At 25.5% G+C, this 23,150-nt stretch carries 25 protein-coding genes and 1 pseudogene; all 26 read left to right on the top strand.

Going from position 1 to position 23,150, the window contains the following annotated elements; translation table 11 throughout:
- Positions 1 to 287 (top strand): annotated as a pseudogene (locus tag TY07_RS18360) (hypothetical protein); the annotation flags it as partial.
- The gene (locus tag TY07_RS09965; RefSeq protein ID WP_042398951.1) at positions 277 to 1,149 is read left to right on the top strand and encodes an ABC transporter ATP-binding protein; all 873 of its coding nucleotides are present in this window, start codon (positions 277 to 279) and stop codon (positions 1,147 to 1,149) included. The pseudogene TY07_RS18360 and the gene TY07_RS09965, both read left to right, overlap by 11 nt.
- 463 nt (positions 1,150 to 1,612) lie before the next feature.
- Positions 1,613 to 2,863, top strand: coding sequence for a radical SAM/SPASM domain-containing protein (locus TY07_RS09960; protein ID WP_042398950.1), 1,251 nt, complete (start codon positions 1,613 to 1,615; stop codon positions 2,861 to 2,863).
- 10 nt (positions 2,864 to 2,873) lie between these two features.
- Positions 2,874 to 3,902, top strand: coding sequence for a radical SAM/SPASM domain-containing protein (locus tag TY07_RS09955; RefSeq protein ID WP_042398949.1), 1,029 nt, complete (start codon positions 2,874 to 2,876; stop codon positions 3,900 to 3,902).
- 56 nt (positions 3,903 to 3,958) lie between these two features.
- Positions 3,959 to 4,123, top strand: a complete 165-nt coding sequence (locus TY07_RS18085; protein ID WP_156327496.1) for a hypothetical protein — start codon at positions 3,959 to 3,961, stop codon at positions 4,121 to 4,123.
- Positions 4,124 to 4,523: 400 nt separating this feature from the next.
- Positions 4,524 to 5,510, top strand: a complete 987-nt coding sequence (locus tag TY07_RS09950; protein ID WP_042398947.1) for a S8 family serine peptidase — start codon at positions 4,524 to 4,526, stop codon at positions 5,508 to 5,510.
- Positions 5,507 to 7,225 (top strand): ABC transporter ATP-binding protein, encoded by a 1,719-nt coding sequence (locus TY07_RS09945; RefSeq protein WP_042398945.1) that lies wholly within the window; start codon positions 5,507 to 5,509, stop codon positions 7,223 to 7,225. The genes TY07_RS09950 and TY07_RS09945 overlap by 4 nt, the downstream gene beginning before the upstream one ends.
- A gap of 656 nt (positions 7,226 to 7,881) precedes the next feature.
- On the top strand, positions 7,882 to 8,475 hold the full coding sequence (locus TY07_RS09940; RefSeq protein ID WP_042398942.1) for a recombinase family protein: 594 nt from the start codon (positions 7,882 to 7,884) through the stop codon (positions 8,473 to 8,475).
- Positions 8,476 to 9,067: 592 nt separating this feature from the next.
- On the top strand, positions 9,068 to 10,015 hold the full coding sequence (locus TY07_RS09935) for a coiled-coil domain-containing protein (RefSeq protein WP_154821276.1): 948 nt from the start codon (positions 9,068 to 9,070) through the stop codon (positions 10,013 to 10,015).
- A gap of 31 nt (positions 10,016 to 10,046) precedes the next feature.
- On the top strand, positions 10,047 to 11,252 hold the full coding sequence (locus tag TY07_RS17310; protein ID WP_052330684.1) for an exonuclease domain-containing protein: 1,206 nt from the start codon (positions 10,047 to 10,049) through the stop codon (positions 11,250 to 11,252).
- Positions 11,245 to 11,421: a hypothetical protein gene (locus TY07_RS18080; protein ID WP_156327495.1), complete on the top strand. Its 177-nt coding sequence runs from the start codon at positions 11,245 to 11,247 to the stop codon at positions 11,419 to 11,421. Before TY07_RS17310 ends, TY07_RS18080 begins: the two co-directional genes overlap by 8 nt.
- 10 nt (positions 11,422 to 11,431) lie before the next feature.
- Positions 11,432 to 11,728 (top strand): hypothetical protein, encoded by a 297-nt coding sequence (locus TY07_RS09925; RefSeq protein WP_042398935.1) that lies wholly within the window; start codon positions 11,432 to 11,434, stop codon positions 11,726 to 11,728.
- 39 nt (positions 11,729 to 11,767) lie between these two features.
- Positions 11,768 to 11,911, top strand: a complete 144-nt coding sequence (locus TY07_RS18075) for a hypothetical protein (protein ID WP_156327494.1) — start codon at positions 11,768 to 11,770, stop codon at positions 11,909 to 11,911.
- 439 nt (positions 11,912 to 12,350) lie between these two features.
- Positions 12,351 to 12,569, top strand: a complete 219-nt coding sequence (locus tag TY07_RS09920) for a hypothetical protein (protein ID WP_042398933.1) — start codon at positions 12,351 to 12,353, stop codon at positions 12,567 to 12,569.
- A 417-nt stretch (positions 12,570 to 12,986) separates the two neighbouring features.
- The gene (locus TY07_RS09915; protein ID WP_042398930.1) at positions 12,987 to 13,739 is read left to right on the top strand and encodes a ParA family protein; all 753 of its coding nucleotides are present in this window, start codon (positions 12,987 to 12,989) and stop codon (positions 13,737 to 13,739) included.
- 67 nt (positions 13,740 to 13,806) lie between these two features.
- Positions 13,807 to 15,111 (top strand): ParB/RepB/Spo0J family partition protein, encoded by a 1,305-nt coding sequence (locus TY07_RS09910; RefSeq protein WP_042398927.1) that lies wholly within the window; start codon positions 13,807 to 13,809, stop codon positions 15,109 to 15,111.
- A 361-nt stretch (positions 15,112 to 15,472) separates the two neighbouring features.
- On the top strand, positions 15,473 to 16,534 hold the full coding sequence (locus tag TY07_RS09905) for a replication initiation protein (protein WP_042398924.1): 1,062 nt from the start codon (positions 15,473 to 15,475) through the stop codon (positions 16,532 to 16,534).
- A 24-nt stretch (positions 16,535 to 16,558) separates the two neighbouring features.
- Positions 16,559 to 16,699 carry a hypothetical protein gene (locus tag TY07_RS18070; protein ID WP_156327505.1) on the top strand — a complete coding sequence of 47 codons (141 nt, stop codon included), beginning with the start codon at positions 16,559 to 16,561 and terminating at the stop codon, positions 16,697 to 16,699.
- Positions 16,700 to 17,176: 477 nt separating this feature from the next.
- Positions 17,177 to 17,581, top strand: coding sequence for a JAB domain-containing protein (locus tag TY07_RS09895; RefSeq protein WP_042398985.1), 405 nt, complete (start codon positions 17,177 to 17,179; stop codon positions 17,579 to 17,581).
- Positions 17,582 to 17,798: 217 nt separating this feature from the next.
- Entirely contained in the window at positions 17,799 to 18,002 is a 204-nt protein-coding gene (locus TY07_RS09890; protein ID WP_042398917.1) for a hypothetical protein, read from the top strand.
- 243 nt (positions 18,003 to 18,245) lie between these two features.
- Positions 18,246 to 18,539 carry a hypothetical protein gene (locus tag TY07_RS09885; RefSeq protein WP_042398914.1) on the top strand — a complete coding sequence of 98 codons (294 nt, stop codon included), beginning with the start codon at positions 18,246 to 18,248 and terminating at the stop codon, positions 18,537 to 18,539.
- 67 nt (positions 18,540 to 18,606) lie between these two features.
- On the top strand, positions 18,607 to 19,494 hold the full coding sequence (locus TY07_RS09880; protein ID WP_042398912.1) for a DNA methyltransferase: 888 nt from the start codon (positions 18,607 to 18,609) through the stop codon (positions 19,492 to 19,494).
- A gap of 239 nt (positions 19,495 to 19,733) precedes the next feature.
- Positions 19,734 to 20,063, top strand: coding sequence for a MobC family plasmid mobilization relaxosome protein (locus TY07_RS09875; RefSeq protein WP_042398908.1), 330 nt, complete (start codon positions 19,734 to 19,736; stop codon positions 20,061 to 20,063).
- A complete protein-coding gene (locus tag TY07_RS17305) occupies positions 20,024 to 21,595 on the top strand; it encodes a relaxase/mobilization nuclease domain-containing protein (protein WP_052330683.1) in 1,572 nt (523 codons plus the stop codon). The genes TY07_RS09875 and TY07_RS17305 overlap by 40 nt, the downstream gene beginning before the upstream one ends.
- A gap of 313 nt (positions 21,596 to 21,908) precedes the next feature.
- Positions 21,909 to 22,478, top strand: a complete 570-nt coding sequence (locus tag TY07_RS09865) for a type III toxin-antitoxin system ToxN/AbiQ family toxin (RefSeq protein ID WP_052330682.1) — start codon at positions 21,909 to 21,911, stop codon at positions 22,476 to 22,478.
- 132 nt (positions 22,479 to 22,610) lie between these two features.
- Positions 22,611 to 23,108 (top strand): hypothetical protein, encoded by a 498-nt coding sequence (locus tag TY07_RS09860; protein WP_042398903.1) that lies wholly within the window; start codon positions 22,611 to 22,613, stop codon positions 23,106 to 23,108.
- The last annotated feature ends 42 nt before the right edge of the window (positions 23,109 to 23,150 follow it).

The raw sequence follows: 23,150 nt of genomic DNA, 5'->3' as shown, positions 1-23,150 counted from the left end.
TCGCATTTTTCGGATATTTAACTGTAGTATTAGTGAATATTACAAAGAAAATTGGTATTGGCGTAGGAATAGCTGTACTTATTTGGTTCTTATTAAATTCAACTATTGGAATGAATATTTTTAAAAGTGCTAATATATTTGCTTTCTGTGAGTTCTTTACTAAGGATTTAGATTATAGTTGGGTAATTGGAAAATTAATAGGAGCTATTATTGTATTATTTGGAATGACTGTATTTAAAAGCAGCTTAATTTATTATAAAAATGAGGTGAAGAGATATGACAATTAATATAAAAGGGTTAACTGTAGAATTTAATAATGGTACTAAAGCTATAGATAATCTAAACCTAAATATTGAAAAAGGAATATATGGCTTATTAGGAGAAAATGGAGCAGGGAAAACTACGTTAATGAGAGTTTTAACAACAATATTGCCAGTATCAAAAGGAAATATTTTAATTAATGGAATTAACTTAGAAAAAAATAATTATGAAATGATACAGAAACAAATTGGATATCTACCTCAGGAGTTAGAAGTATACCCAAGCTTGACAGTTAGAGATTCACTTGAATATTTAGGGAGAATGTCAGGAATACCAAAAAACATATGCAAAGATAGAATAGATTATTATTTAGAAAAAACAGGGTTGATAGATAAACAGAATAAGAAGAATAAACAACTTTCTGGTGGAATGAAAAGAAGAGTTGGTTTAGTTCAAGCTTTATTAAATGAACCACCAATTCTAATTGTAGATGAACCTACAACAGGATTAGATCCAGAAGAAAGGATAAAAATTAGGAACTTATTAGTTGATTTTGGAGAAACAAGAACTGTTATCTTTTCAACACATGTAATTGAAGATATAGCATCTACATGCAATAAATTAGGGATTATGCAGAAAGGTAATTTAATATTTAATGGAGAAATAAGCGAATTGTTAAATAATGCAGAAAATCATGTATGGAATTGTTTAATAACAAATGAAAAAGAAATATTAGAGTTATCTAGATATGCAACAATATCGTCTAAACAATATGTAGATGGTAAGATAATGACTAAAATTATATCAGAAGAAAAACCTAGAATAGATTGTATAAGAGCAGAAGTAACACTAGAGGATGCTTATTTATATATGATGAAGATGTATTAAATAAGTAATATTAAAAGAATACTTTAATCGTTTAAAAATTAAATAAGGTATTTATTTACAATAAATATAAATTTTGGTACAATATAAGAAATAAACAAATTGGGAGTTGGAAAAGTTTATTTACATTAAAATATAAATACTTATATATAGGAATATTTATATTAACTTATAGGAATACTGAGGTGAAAATTATGACAATAAAGACAAAAGATTAAATGGAAATGTATATGTATATGAATTATTACAGATGGCAGAAATAAGTATTTGAGATTATTTAATTAAAATAGGGGAAAAATCTTATTGAATTAGGAGAAATAATAGTTATAGTATCTAAATAATATGTGAATGGAATCATTATAACTAAAATTATTTCTAAGGATAAGTCTAGTGCAATTTATACACAAGGTAGAAGATACACTGGTAAACTCATATTTATAAATATAAGTGATTAGAGGGAGAATATATGGGGATATGTTTGAAATTTAGTGAAAACTATAGGAAACTAGAACGAGGAAATAGAGTAATATTGACCAATAGAGATTCTGGAGAATGGATTAAAATTTCAAAAGAATGTATTAGTATAATAGAGCGAGGCATTTATAATAAATTAAATTCAGAGGAATTATTGAAGTGTATAGAGGATAGAGAAGATAGAGTCTATATAGATAACTTGATAAGAATATTATATAAAATGAAATTGTTAGATAACAATTTAAATATTGATGAAAAAGTAGATACTATTTATATAAATTTGACAAATCAATGCAATTTGAAATGTAAGCATTGTTGTGTAGATGCTGATTTTATTAGCGAGTATAAAAGAATATTAAGTTTTGAAGAACTAAAAAAAGTAATAGATAAAATAGAGGTGTATGGTATTCCTAAATTAGTGTTCTCTGGTGGAGAACCTATGGTTAGAAGTGATTTCTGGGAAATTTTAGATTATACACGAAAAAATTATAAAGGAAAAATTGATATTGCAACAAATGCTACATTAATTAATGAAGCTAATGTAGATAGACTTATTGCTAATGTAAATCGTTTAGATATTAGTATAGATGGTATAGATGAAGATTCATGTAGTGAAATTAGGGGAAAAGGTGTATTTAATAAAGTTATTCGAAGTATTAACTTATTAAAAGAGCGAGGATTTGATGAAATTTACTTATCTATGGTTATTAGTGATTATAATAAAGAGTTAAAAAAAGGTTTTTTAGAATTAAATAAAGAACTTGGTACTCAGGCGGTTATAAGAATATTTGCACCGGTAGGGCGTGGATTAAAAAATTCAGATAAGTTTATTAAGATTAATAAAGAAATAGATAATAATATTGAGATAGATGATTTATCTGATGCAAGAATGAATTTACGTAGCATTAGATGTGGAGCTGGAGTTTCAGACTTAGCAATTAATTATGATGGCTGGGTATACCCGTGTGGCAATTTGATAAGTGAAAAATTTAAATTATTTAATATTTTAGAAATTACAACGCTTGAGGATGCTATGAAAAGAACTAGAGATGAGTATTTAATAGGGAACAGTTTAAGAAGTATACAACCAGATCATTATGAAAAGTGTAAGGAATGTGATGTTAATTTGTTTTGTTGGAGTTGTGTTGAAGAAATTGCAAGACTTCAAAATAATGAAAGAGAATTTAAGGAAAGATGTATAAATCATAAAAAAGTATTAGAAAAAATATTATGGGATGAATAGGTATAATAATATGGATTTTACAATTTGGGTTACCAGAAGATGTAATTTATCTTGTAAGTATTGCTATGAGGGCAATAATAAGTTAGCTGCATCTATGGATATAAAAACTGCAGATAAGACTATTGAATTTATATGTAAAACAATAAAGAAGGTAGATGAAAATATAAATGTAATATTTCATGGGGGAGAGCCTTTGTTAGAATATGATTTAATAAAGTATTTTATTAAATCATTAAAAGAAAATATCGATACTAGGCGTATTAATTTTGGGATTACTACAAATGGAACAATTATAAATGATGAAATTTATAAAACCTTAGTAAATGATTTTAAGTATTCATTAACAATTAGTATTGATGGAAATAAATTAACACATGATTTAAATCGGAAATATATTAATGGAAATGGAAGTTATGATGAAGCAATAAGAACAGCAGTAAAACTATTGAAAGTACGTCCAGATTTGAGAGTTAGAATGACTATTAACACAGAAACGGTAGATTCATTATATGAAAATATTTTATCTTTAATAGAAAATGGTTTTAATTATATAGCTCCAGCCTTTGATTACTATGATAAGAAGTGGAGTTTAGAAAAAATTAAAATTATTGAAAATGAAATGAAGAAGATTGATAAATTTATAAATAGAAAAGAAAATATATATTCTAAGATAAAAGTAGGTCTTGTAGATAAAGATTTGTTTATGAAGCAAAAATCAGGATTATGCAATGGAGGATATGGAGCATTTAATATAGATGTTAATGGAGATATATATCCATGTTCTGTAATTGTTGGTGATTCTAAATTAATGATTGGAGATATTTATACAGGTATAGACTATTTAAAAGTTGAAACTTTAAAAAAGATATACTCTAAAGAAAATAGTACATGCTATGAGTGTAGTTATAAGGAGTTTTGCACTAGCAATAGGTGTAAATTAATAAATAAATCACTGACTGGAAACTTCTTAGAAGCTGATCCGGTTGTTTGTAATATTGAAAATATAAAATATAAAATTTTAAAAAAATATACTAATTAAGCCATTGTTAGCTATTGGTAATAGAATGAAATTAATATTTTAAGGGGGATTTATTTATGAAAGAAAATAATGAATTAAGAATTGAGAAAATTAAGGATAAGGTAGATTCATTAGATATTAAGGGACAAGGGTGTTGGGATGATTGTCAAATTTGGAAAAACAATACTACAACACCTAAATGTGAATTTGATAAAACAGCTTACAACAATTGGTTTAGCTAAGATTTAGATTAATTAAATATATATAAGTTATAGTTAAGTTTAGACATCTAAAATACTGCTGAATCTATTCAGTTCTAAGAAATATAAATGAAGTTTACTTATTATAAGTTATATAAATATATTTTAACTTAATCATTATATTACCAATACTTTCAATATATATGTAGGGTACTATAAGAGTACCAAAAATAATTTTACAAATGAATAAAATAAACAAACATTTATTATAGCTCCTTGCTGTCATTGTTGTATGAGAATTCAATTATAACAATGACAGCAAGGAGCTATACATAAATGTTTCAGAAATCAATTATATAAGAAGAGCTAAAGCTAAATCTATATTTAAATAAACCACAAATAAATTACCGTTAAAAATGCACTAGCATAGAGGAGTATAAATATGTTAAAAGTAGCAATTATAGATAGTGGGATTGATTGGGATATACTAAAAAATAATGAGGTTATTGACTCTAAATCCTTCTTATACAAAAATAAAAAAATAGAAATAAATGATAATGTTATTGACGAAAGTTATCACGGTACATTTTGTTATCAGGTTATTAATGAAGAGCATATCCCTATAGAATACATTATTATAAAGATTTTAAATAAAAAAAATGAAGGACATTCACTGGGATTAATACAAGCACTAAGATATTTATATAAGAAAAAAATTGATATTATAAATCTTAGTTTAGCAACAGTTTCAGATAAATATTTACTAGAGTTAAATCATATATGTGAAAAACTAAAAGAAAAGGGAGTAATTATTATTTCTTCTTTGAGTAATTCAATGAAATTAAGTTATCCTGCTAGATTACCATCGGTAATAGGGGTTGTAGGAAATATATTAAAACACAGCAATGAATATTGGTACTCACCTAATAAAAAAATTCAAATAGTATCTGATTGTATGCCTGTTTTAGTAAAAAATAAAAATGGTCTATATACATTTTTTGGTGGGAACAGTAAAGCTAGTGCAAAGTTTACTAATATATTAATAAATCTTATTAATAGCAACAACAAATATGAAAGTGTAATTGATATTATAGAAAAAAATTCAAAGAAATCTTTTTGGGAAACAAGTGAATTTGATTATACTATAAAAATAGATAAAATATATCATCCTATTGAGGAGGATATCGTTTTTAAGGAGTTAAAGGATATTGTTATTGATGTATTAAAAATTACAAATTCAGAGAACGGAAAGCTTCTTACACATAGTCTTTTTAATCCAACTTGGGGTATGACAAAAGAAAAGGCTGGTGAAATATTTAATAATATAGAGATTAAATTTAATTTAGATTTTAGTAAGAAAGAAGTAAGAATGAACAGAGTGGAATCTTTATCAACATTGTATAATTTCATCATTGGAGAATTAGTATGATAGAAAAAACTGTTATTAAGGAATTTATACATAGAATATTTAAATACAAATATCACCATATAGGTGCTGCTATCTGCTCAGTGATATATTCTATTTGTATTTTAATACAGCCAGTATTATTAATGAAAATAGTAGATTATGGTATAGCCAAAGGTGATATAAATTTTATTTTAAAATATATTATCTTTTATATATTGTTATTAGTAGTAGAGTGTATACTGGATTACTTTACTAGTTATCTTTATGCCGTAATAGGTAAAAATTTTACTAGGACTCTAAGAATTGATTTATTAAAACATATTGAAAGATTACCAGGGAGCTATAAAGCTGATATAAATATGGGAGAATTATTTACTATATATGATAGAGATATTGATAATGTTGAAAGTATATCATCTAAATTATTATTTACAACTATAATACAAGTTGTTACATCAATTTTTATGTGTAGCTATTTATTATTTTTACAACCATCATTATTTTTTTTAGTAGTAATAATTCAGCCTTTAGTATTTTTTACTCAAAAGCATTTCAATAAGCGAATTGTTAAGTTAACAGAAGAAACTAGAATATGTCTATCTAATATGGTCAAAAATGTAAATGAATTTTTTCGCATGTTATTATATGGTAAATCATTAGGATTTTCTGAGTATTTTTGGAAGAAATATTTTAATCATGAAAGAGAGTATAGCCTTAATTCTATCAAAATAAATAAAGAGTATTCAAAGGAAATGAATATAATTAATTTTTTAAATGGAATAAGTACTATAATTATTTACGGAATTGGGGGATTGCAGATAATTTATGGAAATTTAACTATAGGAGCATTAATAACATTTAATCAATATTCTCAAAAGTTGTTTTCTCCAATTATACGTATTGTTGAAAATACCATCACATTTAAAAAAGCTAAGATTTCTATTTATAAAATAATGAATATATTAAATGAAAGAACCGAGTATGAAGTTAGGAATGGTAAAAAAAGTTTATTATCAGTAACTAAAGGTGTTAGCTTTAATAATATAACATTTAGTTACAATGGAGTAACTTCTGTCCTAGATAACTTTTCAATATCATTTCCAAAAGGAGCTATAACAGGAATTGTAGGTGAAAGTGGTGGGGGAAAATCTACAATTATAAATTTATTACTAAGAAATTGGACAGAAGATAGTGGTAGTATCAAAATAGATGAAAATGATATTAATAACTATACATTAAAAAGTATTAGAGAGAATATTTCAATAGTTACTCAAGAAATAGTACTTTTAAATGATACGATTTATAATAATCTTACAATGTTAAATAGTAAAATAAAAAAACAACAAGTTGATGATATATTAGATGTTATTCAAATGTCTGATTTTATTAAAACATTACCTAATGGTCTAGATACAGAAATAGGAGAAGGAGGGGTTAAGTTATCAGGTGGGCAACGACAGAGAATTGCAATTGGAAGGGCACTATTACGTGACTCAAAGGTTATAATTTTTGATGAGGCAACATCTTCTTTGGATAATAACTGTCAAGAACTTATTATGGAAAATTTATATTCTCAATTTGAAAATAAAGTAGTTATCATAATTGCACATAGATTATCTACAATAAAAAAGTGTGATGAAATAAATGTTTTAAAAAATGGAAAGATAATAGAGCGTGGAACATATAAAGAGTTGATGGCTAAAATGGGTGAATTGTTTAGAATGGAGAATAAATAATGACTTTAATAAAAGTTATGGAAATATAACGATCTAAAAGAGAGACAGTGTAAAAAAATGTGTAAACTAAATAAAAACTACTCCTCCTTGGAAATAATTGAGATAAATAATTATTACAAGGAGGAGTTTTTATATGTCAAGTTTGTCGAAAGAATTATTAAGAGATTATATTGAGGAAGATAGTTATCGTAGAGAGTGATTGATGGTATTTGTATATTATATTCCAGTAGAACAGTAGGTTCACTTAATTAAAACCTTTGATTTTGATTAAAGAAACAACTTGTTCATATGTAGGTACCGCCATAACTTGCAATTTAATGATAAAATATTGAAATGGCAAAAACAAAATATTTTTTAGGAGAAATTACTAATTAAATTTTTTGTAAGGATAAAGTAAGATTTTAATGTTCTATCATTTATATACAAAATAGATAGAATTACTATACAGCATAAGTACAGTAGAGATAATTTTTTATTTTAATATTATTGTAGAGTGTCAAAACTTAACACTTTTGGACTAAGGGTATTTTTGGCTTGACATATATTTTTAATCAACGATAAAATAATACTTAATAAGGGGTCAAAAATCATGGTCAAAAGTAATGGTATAAATTTTGGTGTTTTGGGACAAGTTTTGACCTTAATGGAGGGAAAATATGAATTATGGATATGCAAGAGTTAGTACAATAAAGCAAGGTCGTGGAAATTCTTTAGAAGAACAATTATCTGAATTATTTTCTTCAGGTTGTGATGAAGTCATAGAAGAAAAGTTTTCAGGAAAAACTAACGATCGACCACAATTAAAATTATTATTGGATAAGTTGAAAGAAGGAGATACTTTCACAGTTACTAAGCTCGACAGATTTGCCAGGAGCTTAATAGATGGAACTAAACTAGTACAAGAATTACTTGATAGAGGAATAAAGATAAATATATTAAATATAGGGGTAATGGATAATACGCCAGCTAGTAAATTAATAAGAAATATATTTTTATCTTTTGCTGAATTTGAAAGAGATATGATTTTAGAAAGAACAAGGGAAGGTAAGGAGATAGCAAAGACAAAAGCTGGGTATAAGGAGGGTAGACCTAAAAAGTTTACTAAAGATCAAATAGACTTAGCTTTATCTATGTTGTCTGTAAATGGTGGAGATAAAAGTTATAATGAGGTTGAGAGATTAATAGGTATTAGTGTAAGTACATTAAAGAGAGAAAATAATAAACGTAAGTTAGAAAAAATAAATAATTAGTATAAATAAGAAAGTGTTCCTCGGGAACACTTTCTTATTATTATTCTTTACATATATATCAAAAGTCATCATAAGATATAAAATCTTGTGGTGTATTGGAGAATTCATAAATGCAATAAATTACTCCAATAATTGTCGGGATGAGCAATAATGATAATAAAATAAACCTCATAAATGAATCCTCCTTTGGAAGTAAATAAAAGTATTGAAATCTATGATTAAATTTTATCACAGTAAACATTTACATAATAGTCTATAATTTGACAAGGATTTTTGGTATAATAGATATTGTGGTTAAAAATTATATTAAATTTTTATTTATTAAGCAAATATATTTAGAATAATAATTAAACTAAAATAAAAAGGTGTTCCTGGGGAACACCTTTTTTTATTTTCCATTCAATTTATAGCAAAACAAAACTAAATACACGTTAAATTTAATTAATATACTAATATTTATTAATAGTATATTATAAAAATAAATATACTATTAATATACTAATTTATTTTAGTATATTAATTTTATAAAATAGTATATTATTCTTACAAATGGTGGTATAATATAAGTATAGATAAAAATGTTGGAGGATTTATGATGAAAGAAGAAAATATAAAAGAAAAAAAGAAACAAAAAGCACCATTAGGAATTAGACCTGATGATTATATTGATATAAAATTTAGAGAACTTGTTGAGAAAGAAGGAATATCTCAAACTAAATTATTTGAAAGAATGTTTTGGGAGTTTACCAGGAACTCTAAAGATGCATTAAAACTACAAGCATTAGATTGTAGTGTTGAGTTGCAATCTATTAGTGGAGCTTCAGCAACATTGGTAAAAGCTATTGAAAAAATTGTTAATAAGGCTCAACTTGAACTTATGTCTAAAAATAGAGAAGTTGAAAATATTAAAGAAGCTTCAGATAAAAAGATTGAATTAGCTAATATTGAATTAGCTAATAGGGTTAAGGAATTAGAATTAAAAAATAAAGATCTCGAAGAGCAGCTAAAAAATTCTAATGCTATTGTTACTGGATTTAATACAGTAAAAGGTGAACTGGATTCAAAAATAGAAAACCTTAATAAAACTGTAATTGAATTAAATAATGATATAAAAGAAAAGGATAAGATTATACAAGATAAAAATAAGGAAATTATCAATAGTTCTAAGACTATTGATAATATGGAAAAAGAAATAGCGTTGATAAAAGAGCAGAAAGTAATTTTAGAAGGGAAAAATGCAAGTTTACAAGTTAATGTTGAAATGCTACAAGGAACTATTAACACTTTTAATTCTATAAAGAAAACTGAAATTGAAGCTATTAAAGATAATGAAGCTACAATAAATCAATTAAAGATAGATAAGTTAAAAGCTGAATTTGAAAATGAAGTATCTAAACTTAATAATAATATAGTATCTTTAGAAAAAGATATTGAATTAAAAGAATCTGAATTGAAATCATTAAATAATGTAATATCTTCTAAAGATTTAGAAATAAAAACTTTAATTAAAGAGAATAAACAATCTAAAAAATTAAAATAGATGTCAAATTTAAAGGGGTGAGGAATTTATAATGAAGTATGAAAAAGTCGTTTTAGATTTTGAAACTACTGGTTTAAGTTCTAAATATGATGAAATATTACAAGTAAGTGCCATAGATCAGGACGGAAATGTTTTAATAAATGAGTATTGTAAGCCTAAAAGTATTAGCACCTGGGAAGAAGCAGAAGCAATACATAAAATTAGTCCAGCTATGGTTTTTGATAAAAAGCCTTTTGAAGATTATGTAGAAATTTTAACTGATATATTAACTAATGCTGCTGAAATTATTATTTATAATGCAGATTTTGAAGTAGGTTTTTTAAAGAAGTATGGAGTTGAGTTTAATACTAACATTTATGATTTGATGTATGAATTTGCAGAAGTCTATGGGCAATGGAATGAGTATTATGGTAACTATACTTGGAAGTCTTTAGATGATTGTTGCTTATATTATGGTTATTATTTAGATAATGCTCACAATAGTTTAGAAGATTGCAAAGCAACTTTATACTGTTATAACAAGGTAATAAATAAAGAAGATAGATATGATGGAAAAGAATATGTCGGAAAAACAGTTAAAGAATTTTTAGATGAATCATGGATAAAAGTTAATAATAAATCTATTACGTTACATATCTATCCAATAGGAGCAAAACGTAAAAATTGGTATTTTTACGGTGAAATTAAAGCTTATGAAGATGTTAAATACAATGAGCTATTAGATTGTAAAATACATGAAGTAAGCTATACTACCCCTAGATATTTATCTATTTATGTTGATAGTTTTTTACAAGGTGATTATGATTTACTACAAAAAGAAGTAGAAAAATTAAAGAAACAAAACTCTGAATTAGAAGAAGAAACTAAGAAATTAAGAAATGCTAGATATGAAAATTATAAGTTATATACAGAAGCAAATGAGAAGGTTGTTAAATTAGAGAAAAAAATAAATAAGATGAAGGAAAAACTAGGTCTAGTATTGAAGGAAAAAAAGAAAGTACCAGTTTTTAATAGCTATGGTTTTTATACTGCTGAATATTGCAGAACTACTAAAAAGCCAATGATCCAGCCAAGTGAATATAGGGCATTTAAAGATGTTTTATTATCTCAAACTAGATGTAAAGAAATTAAGAAGCCAGTTCGTGAAGGTGAAGAAATTTATGCTTTTCTTAGGGTAAGAAATGGTTATTGTGCTTTGTATTATAGAAATGTTAAGGGAGGTAATAAAGATGATTAAAATTAGATTAACTTATGCTGATGATGAAGAAAAAGATATTGCTATAGAAAAAATTAAAGGGAGTTTTGAAGTTTTAAATATAAGTAGAGAATATAAAGGGCGTGGAAATAGCCAATATTCTAATGTTTATATTGATGCAAATATAATAGAGAAAATATCTAATAAATAAAGGGGGAAAAATGTTTAAGAAAAAAAATAAAATAGAGAATAGTAACCAATCAATTATAGATACTGAAAATTTAATAATAGGTTCAACTTTTTCAGGGAAAATGCCAATGATTATTAATGGATTAGATTTATATTATTTAATATTGCTACTTCAAGGCAAACAAATAACTATTATAGAATTAGGTAACAAAACATTATATGAAGGTAATGCAAGTGATTGTAATTATGAAAGAGTGGAATATGAAGTAATAAAGTTTGAAAAGATACATTATGATAACAGTTATACGATAACAGTAAGAAAAGTTTAATGCATAATTTAAAAAATATTCTTAGGAGGAACTATTTTTATGGATACAGATAAAATTAGAATTCCAGAGTTTAAAGATAAAAAAGGAAAGTGTTTAAATTGTGGTAAATTAACATATTTTTATGACGAAGGCTATTTTTGTACTAATAAATGTCGTGAAGAGTATAAAAATAAAGAAAATTAACATAGGTAACAATTCAAAAATAATAAACAAATTGGCACTAATCCCATCACCCACTTATAACGTTTCAATAAGTTAAGATATTCTATTGCCTTAGCTTGTTCCATCTACCGAGCGACCAAGCTAAAGCAAAGAATAACTAAACTTATTTTTACTATAAGCGGGTACCCGATGGAGTGCATCCAAATAGGTAAGAAGTCCTTAGGGACTTCTTTTTTTATCTTGTTTTTTTGAAGCACTAGCCTATCATATTTCCGTTCAAGTTGTAAAGCCATTCCATAAAATTTTTTGTCGGCCAACTGGATCTGCAGTTAGCAGTCAAAAATTTTTATTCCATTTTCCTTTACAACTCACTCCAATATGTAGTCTTAGGCTCAACAAAAAAACAACAACACGACGGTAGGAGTGCTAATTTAAAGTTTATATTTTAGGAGTTGATAGTATGTGCCAATACAAAATTTTCTTATCTGCTACTGATAAAGAGATAGCTGATAAATCAAAAATGAGAGTTGACCTTTTTGGGGATATGAAAATTAAAGATATTGAAGAATTAAAAGATTTTAAGATTTTATATGTTTCCCAAGGGCATGAAGATTTAGTATCTATCAAAGGTAAAGAAGTACCTCGTAAAGTTAGATATATACAAGTTTTCAAAAGATAGTTTCATTTATTGAAAGGGGGTGATTTGGTGAAAAAAAAGAAAAAAAAGAAGAACAAAATCGGAACTGACAAATTAATAATTCTTTTAACTGCATTGCTCAATTTAGTTATTGCAATTATTAATCTAATCTCACTACTTAGCAAGTAGGCTAGTCAAGGGAGGGTTTACCCCCCTCCTGTTCCAAAATCATTCTTCTTTAATGATAACAAATTATTAAGGAGGTATCAATAAAAATGACAGAAAAAAAATTAAATATTGCTTCAATAATAATAGTTATATTAAACCTACTAGTTACCCTAGCAACATCATTTGTTCTAATTTTTAGATAAGCCAAAAGGTGTCCCCAAAGGACACCTACCAATAACAAATATAATGAGATTTTAAATAAATATTAATTAGAAAATGGAGGAATTAATTATGAAAAAAGTATCAATTTTTAATATAAAAGGTGGAGTTGCAAAAACAACTTCTACAGCTAATTTAGGGGCTTGTTTAAGCCAAGAAGGTAAAAAGGTATTATTGGTAGACCTAGACCCTCAAAGTAACCTTACAAAGCTATTTAAAGCCTATAGTATGGACGATTTAACTGTATCAGATGTTTTATTAGATAAACATTTAGATATACATAAGGTAATAAAGAAAACAGATTTTGAGAATATAGATATTTTACCCGCTAATATAAATTTAACTTTTGCTGATAGAAATATTCTTATTGATAATACAAGAAGTCAACAAAATAGATTATCAAAGGCTCTTAAAAATCTAAATAATGAATATGATTATTGTTTAATAGATTGTCCTCCTAGTTTAAATATGATTACTACTAATGCTTTATGTGCTAGTGATGAAGTTTTTGTCCCAATAAAAATAGACAAATTCGCTCTTGATGGACTTGAATATTTACTTGAAAGTATTGAAGATATGAAAGATGAATTTAACCCTAATCTTAATTTTAAAGGTTGTTTTATAACAATGGATAGTGCAACAACAGTAAATAAGCTTATAAAGAAGGAACTTAAAAATTTATTAGGTAATAAGATGTTTAATACTACAATAAAGCAAAATGTAAAAGTAATAGAAAGTACATTTGATGAATGTCCTGTAGTATTTGGTAATAAGAAAGCTAGGGCAAGTATAAATTATAGAGATTTATGTAAAGAAGTATTTTAAAAATGTAGGTGTCCCTCGGGGACACCCCCAATAAAAAATAGTTAAATAAAGAAAGGTTGTTATAGATATGAGTAAGAAATTTTCAATAAGCCAAGGAATGTTAAATAGTGTATCACAAAATGTTAAGAAAGCTAATGAAATTGAAGCTAAAAATAACTTCAATGTTCAATATATAGATATAAAAGATATTGAAAGAAATAAGAAAAATTTCTATGAAATAGTGAATGTAGATGAACTGGCAGAAGATATTAAGATGAATGGATTAAATCATAATTTAGTTGTTAGAAAATTAGATAATGGAAAATATGAGTTAATAAGTGGTGAAAGAAGATATACTGCTCTTACACAATTAGTTGAACAAGGAAACGAAATATTTGCTTTAGTTCCTTGTAAGGTTATTGAAGCGAATGATATTGATAGTGAAATAATTCTTATTCAAGCTAATGCTCAAACTAGAGAGTTAACAGAAATAGAAAAGCTTGAACAAGTAAAAAGGCTTACTGAACTATATAAAACTAAAAAGAAAAATGGTGAGAAAGTTCCAGGAAAGATAAGAGAAATAATTGCTAATGATTTAAAATTATCTCCAACACAAGTAGGAAGATATGAAAGAATAAATAAAAATCTTATTCCAGAGTTAAAAGAAATACTTGAAAATGGTAATTTAACTATTGCTAATGCAAGTGAATTTTCAAGTTTAAGTGAAGATAATCAAAAAGTTATCTTAGAAATAATAAATAATAAAGTTGAAATTAGTAAGGAAGAAGCTACAGAGTTAAAAGTAAAGCTAAAGAAACTTGAACAAGAAAAAGCTGATGAACTTAAAAGGTTAGAAAATGAAAAGTTAGTTGAAATAAGAAAAATAGAAAATGAAAAATCAGTTGAGATAAGAAGAATAGAAAATGAGAAAGACGAAGCTCTTAGAAGTAAGAAACTTATAAGTGATGAAGTTTTAAGATTAAAAAGTGAATTAGATAAAAGTGAAAATAAATCGGAGGAAGAAATAAAGGAACTTGAAAATCAATTAAGAGAAGAACTTAAAAAAGATTTAGATAATAAATATTTATCAGAAATTGAAAATATAAAAAATGAAGCTAATTCTAATAAAGAAGAAAAGGAACGTTATAGAAAAGAATTAGAAGAAATGAAAGCAAAGTCTAAGGAGAATAAAGATAAATCTGATGAATTTAAAGAAAATTATAAATTAGTAGCAGATTTAAAAAGCGTATATCAAGGTTTAGTATCTATCCTTAAACAACATAGAAAAATGAAAGATAATAAAATTGTTATAACTGATGATATATTAGAACAACTTGACAAAACTATGATGGCTACTTCAATTCTTAGAACTTTGAAAGATGAAATAAAATAAATAAAAATTCTGATGAAAGGTTATCCTTTCATCAGAATTTAAAGATTATAGTATTTATGTATAGTATTTATGTATAGTATTTAGAGTGTTCAAAGATGGCTATTTTAGTAAGTTGTGGAAGATAAAACACTTCAAATTGATACTTAAAGCACATCAAATTGATACTCCCTCAATATAATACCACATCAAATTGATACTGGGAAAATATAATACCACATCAAATTGATACTTAAACCACATCAAATTGATACCACATCAAATTGATACCTTAAAACACAAAACACAACATTAATATTGCAAATGTGATGTTGTATATATATAATTATATTAATAAGTAAAATAATAGAAAGAGGTGTAATAAATGTCTTATGAGATATTAGCAACGCCTAATAGTATTGCTAGGGGTAGATATTCAATAGGAGAAAAAGAGAATAACTTATTTTTAAAGTTGATGTATGCAATACAAAGAGATAATAAAGAATATATAATAGCTGAAAATAGGAAAACTGAACTTAGTGAAGATGATATATTAAAATGGAAAAGTCTATGTGAGATAGAAACTTTAATATGTAAATTAACTCCTGAAGATTTTAACGAAATTTTTAAACGAAAAAATGATAGAACTGAAAACTCCTTAAAAGAAACCTTTTCAGCATTAAGTAATTGTAGTATTACATTTGACACAGTTACACGAGATGGAGTTAGGGCTAAGATGATAGCTTCATTAATAAGCCACTTTTATATAGAAAAAGAAACTGGAAATTATCAAGTTGTTGTTCCAGCTAAACTATATAAATATCTTTTTGACTTAGGATTAGGTCATACTCAAAATGCTTTACAAGTTATATATAGATTAAAAGGTATTTATGCTCAAAGGTTTTACATAATATTGAGAAGTTGGACTGGAGCAAAAAGAGATATTGAATTTTCAGTTCAAGAATTAAGAGATATGTTGCAGTTAGGAGATAAAAATAAAACATTTAATTCTTTTGAAACCAATATACTAAAGAGAAGTATTGATGAAATAAATTCTACAGGAATCATGGAAATAAAGATAAAAGAAAAAATTAAAAAGGGAAGATCTGTAGATAGAATAGTATTTACAGTAAAAGATAATGAGCCTAGAAACTATTTAAGGTTATATAATAAATCAGAAATAGATGAAAGTGTAATATGGTTAGATTATATAAAAGTTGAAAATAAATCATTATTGGAAAGATTGGAATTGAAATATAGCGATATGAATTTTGATAGTCCTATAGTTAAAAATATATTCCACAAAGCTTATGATAAAACTTTAAATAAAGATAATAGATTTGTGATGATTCAAGATAAAAAAGGAAAAAGTAATTTTGCATTATTCAATCACATTGTATCAGGAGAGTTATTAACACAAGAATTAGCATTAACATCACAATTTTAAATGAAAATATGGAGGGAAATATTTATGATTAATAAAAATGAAGATATGAGAAATTCAACTAAAGAAGAAATTAAAGATGATATGGAGAAATTTGAATATAAAATTGAGAATGATGAAAAGCAGTTCATTATTAAAAGTGAAGATTCAAGCGAATATAAAGTATAATAAGAGCAACAACTTTATTTTATTTGATTTAAATATCCTGGCACTAATCCCATCACCCACTTATAACGTTTCAATAAGTTAAGATATTCTATTGCCTTAGCTTGTTCCATCTACCGAGCGACCAAGCTAAAGCAAAGAATAACTAAACTTATTTTTACTATAAGCGGGTACCCGATGGAGTGCATCCAAATAGGTAAGAAGTCCTTTGGGACTTCTTTTTTTATATTGTTTTTTTGAAGCACCAGCCTATCATATTTCCGTTCAAGTTGTAAAGCCATTCCATAAAATTTTTTGTCGGCCAACTGGATCTGCAGTTAGCAGCCAAAAATTTTTATTCCATTTTCCTTTACAACTCACTCCAATATGTAGTCTTAGGCTCAACAAAAAAACAACAACACATGGGATTTTAAACCAGGGTGTTAATTTAAAAAGAAAGGAATTGATTTTTTGAACAGAATTAATATTGTAACTATCAAGATGGAAAAAGTAAAAAGTATGCTTGTGGATAATAAGAATATTGGTTCACCTAAAGATGTTTATAAAATAGTATCTGAATACTTAGATGGAGTTGATAGAGAGCATTTAGTATTATTAACACTAGATACTAAAAATAAAATAACATCTATAAGCACTATATGTATAGGTTCATTAAATGCTAGTGTGGTTCACCCAAGAGAAGTTTTTAAACCTGCTATTCTAAGTAATGCTGCAAGTATAATACTGGCACATAATCACCCAAGTGGCGACACTACACCAAGTAAAGAAGATATTTCAATAACACGAAGAATTAAGGACGGAGGGGATTTATTAGGAATTAAATTATTAGACCATTTAATAATTGGTGATGATTATACAAGTTTAAAAGAAAAAGGAATTGTATAAATAAAAAAAGGCATAACAATGAAGTTACACCCTTACTCACAATAAGATTATAACTCATTGTTTGCCTAAAGTAAAGGAGAATAGAAATGAGTATATATGTACTTTTAACCTATAAAGAATATTGTGATAAAGTAAATGAAACAATGACTTTTGAAGGACTTCATAGATATAAGAAAAAATATTGGAGAGATTAAGTATAGTTAAGGAAGGTAATATTATGAGAAAAAAAATTTGTGAATTTAGAGCAAGAAATTCTATTAAAAATGAACTTGTATTTATAGAAGTTGAATATTATAAGAGCAGTTGGTGGTATATAAATTTTAAAAATGAAAGAAGTTATAAATATAATTCTATTAATGAAGCTATAGACGATATAAGTAATATGTTTGGTGATTGGATTGATTTTAAATTATTAGTCTAATAAATCAAAAAGGTAAGAAGTCCTTAGGGACTTCTTTTTTATTTTTATGTTTTTTTTGAAGCACCAGCCTATCATATTTCCGTTCAAGTTGTAAAGCCATTCCATAAAAATTTTTGTCGGCTATGATCCTTACCAGGAATAGCAGCCAAAATTTTTTATTCCATTTTCCTTTACAACTCACTCCAATATGTAGTCTTAGGCTCAACAAAAAAAACAAACAACAAGAAAGGAAAGGTGCTATTTATGAAATTGAGAGTAGTTATGACAAATGGAGTTAATTATTTAATTGAAAGTGGGGAATTTAAAGACAAAGATTTAATGTCAGCTTTATTAAAATTCCATTCTGATGATTGGGGAATTTTATGTAATGAGGATAAAGAATTTCAAAATGAATTATTAAAAAATCCTAATTCAAAATATGAAGATAGATTTATGGGAGTCTATATGATAAATGGACATAAAATTTGGATTATGAGTGAGTATGATTATTCAATAAAGAGTTTATTAATAACTATCTTACTTCCTGAAGAATACTAAATTTAAAAAGGTGTTCCTCGGGAACACCTTTTCTTAAATAATAAAAAAATAAAAGGAGATTTTAAAAATGAATAGTATAGTTTCTTATCCAACTAGAGGGGAATATGGAGATAATAAATATAGGGGAAATGCAACAGGAAAATTATTAATTGACCTACATAAAATTTATAAATTTGATGAAATAAGTGATTATATGAGTGGAAGTTTTACAACTGCTGATGTAGGAAAAAAACTAGGAATAATAACTAATTGTTATGATTTAAATGGATTGAAAGGAGAAGAAACAAAATTTGATTTAATAGAAAATGATATTAAAGAAAGAAATAATTTTATATATTGGCATCCACCTTATTGGGATATTATTAAGTATAGTGGTCATATGTATGGAGATACACCTTTGAAAAATGATTTATCTCATATTAAAGATTATCAAGAGTTTATAAAAGCTATTAATTATTGCCTATCAAAACAATATGCGAGTTTGAAAGTTGGAGGAAGAATGGCAATATTGATGGCTGATGTAAAAAAGAATCATAAATTATATTCAATGCTTTTGGATATGAATAAATTAGGAACTGTAGAGCAAATAGTAATTAAAGAACAACATAATTGTATGAGCAATCATAGAAAATATTTTAATGAAAATTTTATAAAAATATCACATGAATATTGTTTAATACTTAGAAAAGATGAGCCTTTAATTTTAGATTATATGATTACAAAAAGGGGAAAAATGGATTTAAGAGATAGTTTAAAGGTTACTTGGAAAGACCTTGTTGCTTCAACAATTGAAAGTTTAGGGGGAAGGGTAAATTTAGAGAAGTTATATAAGAGTTTAGAAGGATATAAGAAGACATATAATAATCCAAATTGGAAAGCTAAGATAAGACAAACATTGCAGATATATCCTAATATTTTCGTAAATATAGAACGAGGAGTATGGCAATTAGTATAAATATAAAGATAAAGACTGGTAAAAAAATTACTAGTCTTTTTTGTTGAAATGCTTTTTCCTAAAAAGTATAATAAGAGATATAGAGAAGGGTAGCAAGCATAGTGAGTGGATAGCCACATCACTTTAATTTTAAAATATAAGGAAACCTTAATTTTAAAATTACTTGTTGAGGGATACCCCCAAACCCCCGAATAGAATAAATCATATATGATTTATTTTTTAGAAAGGAATTATAAATTATGGTTAATAGAAAAAGAGATATACAGAAATTTTTTCGAGTGAACGAAGAAGAAGATAAAATGATAAAAGAAAAAATGAAACAGTTAGGAACAGATAACTTTGGGGCATATGCAAGAAAGATGTTAATAGATGGTTATGTAGTTAAAACGGATTATACTACAATAAAAAATTTAATTAAAGAGATTAATAAAATTGGGGTTAATATAAATCAAATTGCTAAAAGAACAAATGAAACAAATAGAATTTATGAAGATGATATAAAAGAGTTAAAAGGAGAGCTTGAACAGGTATGGCAGTTACTAAAATCAAATCTATCAAGTCAACATTAAAAAAAGCATTAGATTATATAATGGATGAAAGCAAAACTGATGGAAAATTATTAGTAAGTGGGGGAAATTGTGCCCCTGAAACTGCATATTTAGAGTTTAAAATGACAGAAGAAACTTGTAAAGAAGTGATAGGAGATTATAGTAAAAAATCAAACAATTTAGCTTATCATATGATACAATCTTTTGATAGAAAAGATAAAATAACTCCTGAAGAAGCTCATAGAATTGGTGAAGAATTAGCAAAGAAATTAACAGATGAAAAATATGAGTATGTAGTTGCAACGCATATAGATAAAGGGCATATTCATAATCATATTATTTTTAATGCTTATAGTTATGCGACCTATAGAAAGTTTAATTGCAATAAAGATACTTTTAAAGAAATTAGAGAAATAAGTGATGAACTATGTAAAGAAAATGGATTAAGTATTGTAGAAAATCCTAAAGGAAAAGGTAAGCATTATAAAGAATGGTTGGAGAATAAAAAGGGTACAAGTTGGAAAGCTTACATTAAAGATACTCTTGATGAATTAATAGATAAAGTTAAGTCATTTGATGAATTAAAAACTGAAATGATTAATAGAGGGTTTGAAATAAAGGAAGGAAAATATATAGCATTTAAAGCACCTAATCAGCAAAGATTTTGCAGAGGAAAAACTATAGGTGAAGAATATACTAAAGAAGCTATAGAAAATAGAATTAATGAAAATCACAAGGCTAAAGAGATAATAATTAATAAAGATATTATTATTAATCAAAATGAAAATAATTATTTTGTTAGAGTGCCAGGAAGTGAAAACTATATATTTATAAATAAATCAGAATGTAATTGGATTAATGAGTTTGAATGTAAAGTAACATTATCAAAAAATGAATATAAATTTATAGATTCTTCAGGGGAAAAAGAAGAAATATTAACTGGTAAAGAAATAAATAATTACTTTACTAGTCAAGATAAAAAATCTAATGATATTAAAGTTGAAGATGTTAAAATTGATGAAAATGTATTTACTATCAGAAGAAATAAGATAAGAGATGTTAAAGAGCTTGCAAATGCAATAGTTCTATTAAGAAAAGAAAATATATCAAATAGAAATGAATTTGATGGTAAAGTACAAGAAGTATTAAATAAGAAAGATGAATTAATTAATATTATTAAAGAATTAGAAAATAAGAACGCTAAATTTAATCAAGTATCTAAATATTTGATAACATACAATAATTATAAAGAAATTTACGAGAAACATGGAAATAAGAAAACTATATTTGGGGGATATAAAAAACATGAAAATGAGATATTAATGTTCCTTCATGCTAAAGAAAAACTAGAAAACTTGGGTATAAATACAAACGTTAGTATAGATAAGTTAAAAGAAAAAATAATTGAACAAAAAGAAGAAATTTCATTATTAGGTAATGAATTTAAAAATATAGAAAAAAGATTAGAAAGTATAAGAAAGGCTAATAGTAAAATAGAAAATATAATACAAGAAAAAATCGACTTAACTAAAGAGAAAGAAAAAGAGAGATAAATTAATCTTATACAAAAATCATTAGTTATTAGGATCATTGGTTATCTTTATATAAAGGCATAAATAAAAGTACAATGTAGTTGAATATTTATATGCAGAATGGTATAATATATTATATAGAATATAATGATTATAAATCAGTATAAAGAGCGGTGAATCTCCACCAGTAAGTGAGAAACTAAAAGAGCGGTGAATCTCCACCAGTAAGCGAGAAACTAAAAGAGCGGTGAATCTCCACCAGTAAGCGAGAAACTAAAAGAGTGAAAAAAGTAATCAAAATTGATTACTTTTTTTTTATAAGGGGAGAATGGGAATGAGAATATATATAGTTAAAGAGGATTATATAAATTATCTAAAGAAATTTGATGATAATATTAGAGATAATAAAAATGAATCACGTCCATATATAGGGATATTATTAGAAGTTAATGGGATGAATTATATAGCTCCGTTGGCATCACCTAAAGAAAAACATAAATCTATGAAGAATAATATAGATTTTTTTAAATTGGAGAATGGAGATTTAGGTGTTATAAATTTAAATAATATGATACCAGTACATAAAGAAAATATAGTAGAGTATAATTTTGAAGAAAGACATAATCGTAAATATTCAATATTATTAACAAAGCAAATAAGATTTATAAATAAAAATGAAGATGTAATTAAAAATAAAGCTAATAAATTATATAATAAGGTTATAAGTGGAAGAAGCTTTATAGCTAAAAGATGTGTTAATTTTGAACTTATAGAAAAAAAAGCTTTAGAATATAATTCAGATATTAGAGAAGCAGCAGTAACAAAAACTGTAGGAATAAAAGATATTGTTAAAGATGCTTCAAAAAAAGCTGATGAACATAATAAAAAAAAAGAAAAGATTTAAAAGTTCATAAAGATATATATAGGTAAGCGATTTGTATATTAATTTAATATATAAATCGCTTATTTTTACAATTATATGTAAAATAATGGTACAATATTAGTGTAATATTACAAGTAAGTGTGAGGTGTAAAAATGGAATGGAACAGAAATAATTTAATAAAAATAGTTGAATTTATAAATAAAGAGTTGAATAATGGAAAACCAATGGTGAAAATCGAAAAAGAATCATTTGGAGAAAATGAACGAGTAATTCATAAAAGACTTATTAGATTAGGATATAAAAAGATAGATAATCAGTATGTATTACAAAATGATATTACAAGTAATATTACTAAAAAAGAAGCAAATACCCAAAGAGAAGATAGTAAGAATTTTAAAGATGAAGTAAATAATGAAAGACTATTATTATTATTAGATAATTTAGATGAAATTTTATCATTAATTAATAAAAAGAATTCAAACAATATTACAAGTAATATTACGGGAGTGAGAAGTAATATAAATGATGTAAGATCATTTAGGATAGATACTGGAATTTATGAAGAGATAAAAAAATTATCTTATAAAAGCAATGAAACTATTGGAGAAATAATAAATATTGCTTTAGAACAATATTTAAAAAATTTATAAAACAATGGTATATCAATTTTTGAAATATATTAAATTGATATA

The organism is Clostridium saudiense, from assembly GCF_000577815.1.
Classification (GTDB): Bacteria; Bacillota; Clostridia; order Clostridiales; family Clostridiaceae; genus Clostridium; species Clostridium saudiense.
The sequence above is the reverse complement of the archived record's forward strand: the minus strand, read 5'-3'. Positions and strand labels throughout refer to the sequence as shown.

Excerpts from the sequence above, each read along its gene's own strand:
- TY07_RS09955 (WP_042398949.1), top strand. The coding sequence starts at position 2,874 with ATGGATTTTACAATTTGGGTTACCAGAAGATGTAATTTATCTTGTAAG.
- TY07_RS09865 (WP_052330682.1), top strand. The coding sequence starts at position 21,909 with ATGAGAATATATATAGTTAAAGAGGATTATATAAATTATCTAAAGAAA.
- TY07_RS09935 (WP_154821276.1), top strand. The coding sequence starts at position 9,068 with ATGATGAAAGAAGAAAATATAAAAGAAAAAAAGAAACAAAAAGCACCA.
- TY07_RS09965 (WP_042398951.1), top strand. The coding sequence starts at position 277 with ATGACAATTAATATAAAAGGGTTAACTGTAGAATTTAATAATGGTACT.
- TY07_RS17305 (WP_052330683.1), top strand. The coding sequence starts at position 20,024 with ATGGCAGTTACTAAAATCAAATCTATCAAGTCAACATTAAAAAAAGCA.
- TY07_RS09920 (WP_042398933.1), top strand. The coding sequence starts at position 12,351 with ATGTGCCAATACAAAATTTTCTTATCTGCTACTGATAAAGAGATAGCT.
- TY07_RS18070 (WP_156327505.1), top strand. The coding sequence starts at position 16,559 with ATGATTAATAAAAATGAAGATATGAGAAATTCAACTAAAGAAGAAATT.
- TY07_RS09910 (WP_042398927.1), top strand. The coding sequence starts at position 13,807 with ATGAGTAAGAAATTTTCAATAAGCCAAGGAATGTTAAATAGTGTATCA.
- TY07_RS09940 (WP_042398942.1), top strand. The coding sequence starts at position 7,882 with ATGAATTATGGATATGCAAGAGTTAGTACAATAAAGCAAGGTCGTGGA.
- TY07_RS09885 (WP_042398914.1), top strand. The coding sequence starts at position 18,246 with ATGAAATTGAGAGTAGTTATGACAAATGGAGTTAATTATTTAATTGAA.
- TY07_RS09875 (WP_042398908.1), top strand. The coding sequence starts at position 19,734 with ATGGTTAATAGAAAAAGAGATATACAGAAATTTTTTCGAGTGAACGAA.
- TY07_RS18085 (WP_156327496.1), top strand. The coding sequence starts at position 3,959 with ATGAAAGAAAATAATGAATTAAGAATTGAGAAAATTAAGGATAAGGTA.
- TY07_RS09915 (WP_042398930.1), top strand. The coding sequence starts at position 12,987 with ATGAAAAAAGTATCAATTTTTAATATAAAAGGTGGAGTTGCAAAAACA.
- TY07_RS18075 (WP_156327494.1), top strand. The coding sequence starts at position 11,768 with ATGGATACAGATAAAATTAGAATTCCAGAGTTTAAAGATAAAAAAGGA.
- TY07_RS09905 (WP_042398924.1), top strand. The coding sequence starts at position 15,473 with ATGTCTTATGAGATATTAGCAACGCCTAATAGTATTGCTAGGGGTAGA.
- TY07_RS09945 (WP_042398945.1), top strand. The coding sequence starts at position 5,507 with ATGATAGAAAAAACTGTTATTAAGGAATTTATACATAGAATATTTAAA.
- TY07_RS09860 (WP_042398903.1), top strand. The coding sequence starts at position 22,611 with ATGGAATGGAACAGAAATAATTTAATAAAAATAGTTGAATTTATAAAT.
- TY07_RS09890 (WP_042398917.1), top strand. The coding sequence starts at position 17,799 with ATGAGAAAAAAAATTTGTGAATTTAGAGCAAGAAATTCTATTAAAAAT.
- TY07_RS09950 (WP_042398947.1), top strand. The coding sequence starts at position 4,524 with ATGTTAAAAGTAGCAATTATAGATAGTGGGATTGATTGGGATATACTA.
- TY07_RS09895 (WP_042398985.1), top strand. The coding sequence starts at position 17,177 with ATGGAAAAAGTAAAAAGTATGCTTGTGGATAATAAGAATATTGGTTCA.
- TY07_RS17310 (WP_052330684.1), top strand. The coding sequence starts at position 10,047 with ATGAAGTATGAAAAAGTCGTTTTAGATTTTGAAACTACTGGTTTAAGT.
- TY07_RS09925 (WP_042398935.1), top strand. The coding sequence starts at position 11,432 with ATGTTTAAGAAAAAAAATAAAATAGAGAATAGTAACCAATCAATTATA.
- TY07_RS09960 (WP_042398950.1), top strand. The coding sequence starts at position 1,613 with ATGGGGATATGTTTGAAATTTAGTGAAAACTATAGGAAACTAGAACGA.
- TY07_RS09880 (WP_042398912.1), top strand. The coding sequence starts at position 18,607 with ATGAATAGTATAGTTTCTTATCCAACTAGAGGGGAATATGGAGATAAT.
- TY07_RS18080 (WP_156327495.1), top strand. The coding sequence starts at position 11,245 with ATGATTAAAATTAGATTAACTTATGCTGATGATGAAGAAAAAGATATT.